We start from the raw sequence: 3088 nt of genomic DNA on the forward strand, positions 1-3088 counted from the left end.
ATGTACGGTCGCGCCGGCCCAGAACTGATGAGGGCAAGAATGCTGCCCCTGAATCACAGAAATTGAGGATGAACCCCTTTAAGGGCAAAGCGACATCCGGGCAAAAGCAAAGATCCGCGACGAGGTGATCCCATAGAGGTCCCGGCCCGCGCCGAGTTACCATCACGGCTCGATAGTGCGCTGCGAGTGGTCTATCTCATCTTTAACGAAGGATATGCGGAGACCGCGGGTCCGAGCCTAACGCGGGCAGACCTGTGCACCGGGGCAATCCGGCTAGGCCGGCTGGTGGTCGAGCTCATGGGTGAACCGGAGGCCATTGGGTCTGCTTGCCCAAGGCGCGGCACACGCGTCGAGGCGGCCGGTGATCTCGTCCTGTTGGAAGATCAGGATCGCTCGCTATGGGATCGTGGGCGGATCAAAGAAGCCCCGGATCTGATCGAGCAGGCTTTGGTGCGAACAAACGTAACAGCCCCACTTGATTTTTGAACCTTACAACATTATTGTTGTAAGAATGATTCCAAAGCTTGTTTCCATATCCGGCTCGCCTTGGGATGTTTTGCCCCCGGGCGTTCATCCCGCAACGCTTCAAGAAGTCGAGTTAGCATTTGGATATAATCAACGGCGCCGGGTTTTGCTTGCAGGGTTAATCGAGGGAGCAGCCGCGTTAGCAAAGGCTGGATGTTCAACTATCTTTCTGGACGGCAGCTTCGTTACTGCTAAGCCAGTCCCGGGTGACTACGACGCGTGCTGGGACCCGGCTGGAGTTGTCGGATCGATTCTCGATCCTGTATTTGGGGATTTCAGCGATGGCAGAGCCCACCAAAAAGCTCGCTTCGGGGGTGAGTATTTCCCGTCGAGTATCGTCGAAAATGGATCTGGAAGAACATTCTTGGATTTCTTCCAAGTCGAAAAGCACACGGGTGGGAGAAAGGGCATTCTTACGATTTCGGTCATGACGGATGCAACGATCCTTCGGAGGCTAGCTCATGATATTCAGTGATCGTCAGTACGCTGTGTCCAAGGAACAGCTTAGCAAGCTGCACAACGCGGCTAACGCCGTCAAAGCAGACAGTACCAAGCTTGCTTGGCTGCAAGAGATCGAGTTCAACGCACTTGAGAGCCAGATTGCGGACATTCAGCGAGAAATGGCAGAGTACGACTTCCTTAAATCCGGCGCTGCAAGTTTTACCGAAGGCTTCGCTTTCGAAGATCTTCCGCGCGTTCTGATTCAAGCTCGCATCGCAAAAGGCCTGTCTCAAACCAATCTGGCCGCAGACTTAGGTCTCAAAGCCCAGCAAGTGCAGCGGTACGAAGCAACCAACTACATGAGCGCCAGCTTGGCGCGTTTGATGGAGGTTGCGAGCATCCTGGGCGTCCGCGTTTCACCCTCCTTTAGCTCAAGTGAAGAACGAACGCAGAGCGCAATCTATACCTGGTCGGACGTGGACGCCATTGAATGGAACAAGTTCCCGCTTCGAGAGATGGCTAAACGCGGCTGGATCGAAGGAAGGGACCTGGCAGTTTCTGCTCGCGGTTGGTTTCATCAAGTTGCGGGTCCTCAATTCGCAACGGCTCTTCACCGCAAGAAGATGCATAGTGGGAACGCGCCCAATGAGCACGCTCTTTTGGCTTGGCAAGCCCGCGTCCTTCAGAAGGCGCGGTACGACTTCGACGCGGGCTCTATTGGTGAGTTCAATTTAGATGACAGATGGCTGGGTCAGCTGGTCGCGTTGACGAGCGACAAAGACGGGCCTCGCAAGGCCAAAGATCTGCTCGGTAGACACGGAATTGGCATGATCGTTGAAAGCCATCTACCTGGGACCTACCTCGACGGTGCCGCGATGGTTGCATCCTTCGGAAATCCGGTTGTGGCCCTAACGTTACGGTTTGATCGGTTGGACAATTTTTGGTTCGTTTTGTTCCATGAGCTCGGGCACGTTTTTCTGCATCTTTACAATTCTCTCCGCTTCGACTTTTTCGATGAAGAAGATGGGAATCATGGTGATCAGTACGAAGACGATGCGGACAAATTTTCCCTAGACCATCTCGTCCCACAGGATGTGTGGCGCAAGTGTCTGTCTCGCTTTGCTATGACAGAGGAAGCTGTGCTCATCGATGCCGAAAATTTGGGAATCAGTCCAAGCATCATCGCCGGTAGAATTAGGAAGGAGAGGAAAGACTATCGCATCTTCGCCAACTTGGTCGGTTCGGGGACCGTCAAGGCCCAATTTGAGGGAATGATTGGATGAAGCTAACGTCCACAATGTACGTTCCGTCGGTGCGATGGCGGCAAGGCGAGTATCAGGCTCTCTTTCGGTTGAGTGATCAAGCAAAGTCGTTCGTTGTTCCATTCATTCTCATTCCGGAACCAGAATACGATTTCGAGGAGGCACAACCGAAGAAGACCGTTCAAGAACAGGTTCAAACATTCCCGAAACGATTTCAACAGAAATGGGGACAGAGACCCGCTTGGATTGATGTTCATGCCAACATTGCGACGACCCCCATGTTGGACGGGCGTATGCCAATGTCGTTCGTATTCGATGGTCTCCGCAATGACGGGGCATCAGCAGTGCCTGTCACCTCACTCGACGCCCCCGCCAATGTAAATGCGCTTGTGGCTGGAATTGCAGCTAAAGACAAACTTGGTGTCGCAATCCGGGTCAGGCTGGAACACGTGATGAAATCGAACTTTGATGCACGTTTGAAAACGCTAGTTACGTTACTTGGCCTTTCGTCAAACCAGGTTGACCTCATCATCGATTTGGGTGCACCCAACTTCCAGCCATATGATGATTTCGCCGACGCCCTGATTGCCGCGATGGAGAATGTCTCTGACCTAGAGATCTACCGCTCGCTTGTTGTGATCGGTTCAGGCTTTCCACAGATCCTTGCAATCAATAAGCCCGGCGGGCACTTGCCTCGACACGATTGGATTTTTTATAAAACGCTACGCTCCAAATTGCTAGGCGCCGGACGCATCCCTACTTTCGGAGATTATACAATTGTACATCCCGAATTCAGCGCACAGGACATGCGACTGCTGAAGCCTGCAGGCAAGCTCGTCTACACAGCGGGGGACACGTGG

4 protein-coding genes are annotated in these 3088 nt (G+C 53.2%); all 4 read left to right on the top strand.

Annotated elements, in window-relative coordinates; all coding sequences use genetic code 11:
- The first annotated feature begins 186 nt into the window (after positions 1 to 186).
- A complete protein-coding gene (locus ACXJ5O_RS22970) occupies positions 187 to 486 on the top strand; it encodes a DUF6596 domain-containing protein (RefSeq protein WP_457301926.1) in 300 nt (99 codons plus the stop codon).
- Positions 476 to 1000 carry a DUF6932 family protein gene (locus ACXJ5O_RS22975; RefSeq protein ID WP_457301927.1) on the top strand — a complete coding sequence of 175 codons (525 nt, stop codon included), beginning with the start codon at positions 476 to 478 and terminating at the stop codon, positions 998 to 1000. Before ACXJ5O_RS22970 ends, ACXJ5O_RS22975 begins: the two co-directional genes overlap by 11 nt.
- Complete coding sequence (locus ACXJ5O_RS22980; protein ID WP_457301928.1) at positions 987 to 2249, top strand: helix-turn-helix domain-containing protein; 1263 nt, start codon at positions 987 to 989, stop codon at positions 2247 to 2249. The genes ACXJ5O_RS22975 and ACXJ5O_RS22980 overlap by 14 nt, the downstream gene beginning before the upstream one ends.
- A 14-nt stretch (positions 2250 to 2263) precedes the next feature.
- Positions 2264 to 3088, top strand: an 825-nt coding sequence (locus ACXJ5O_RS22985; protein ID WP_457301929.1) for a beta family protein, incomplete at its 3' end; no start/stop codon positions are given.

This window comes from Phyllobacterium sp. P5_D12, from assembly GCF_054049495.1.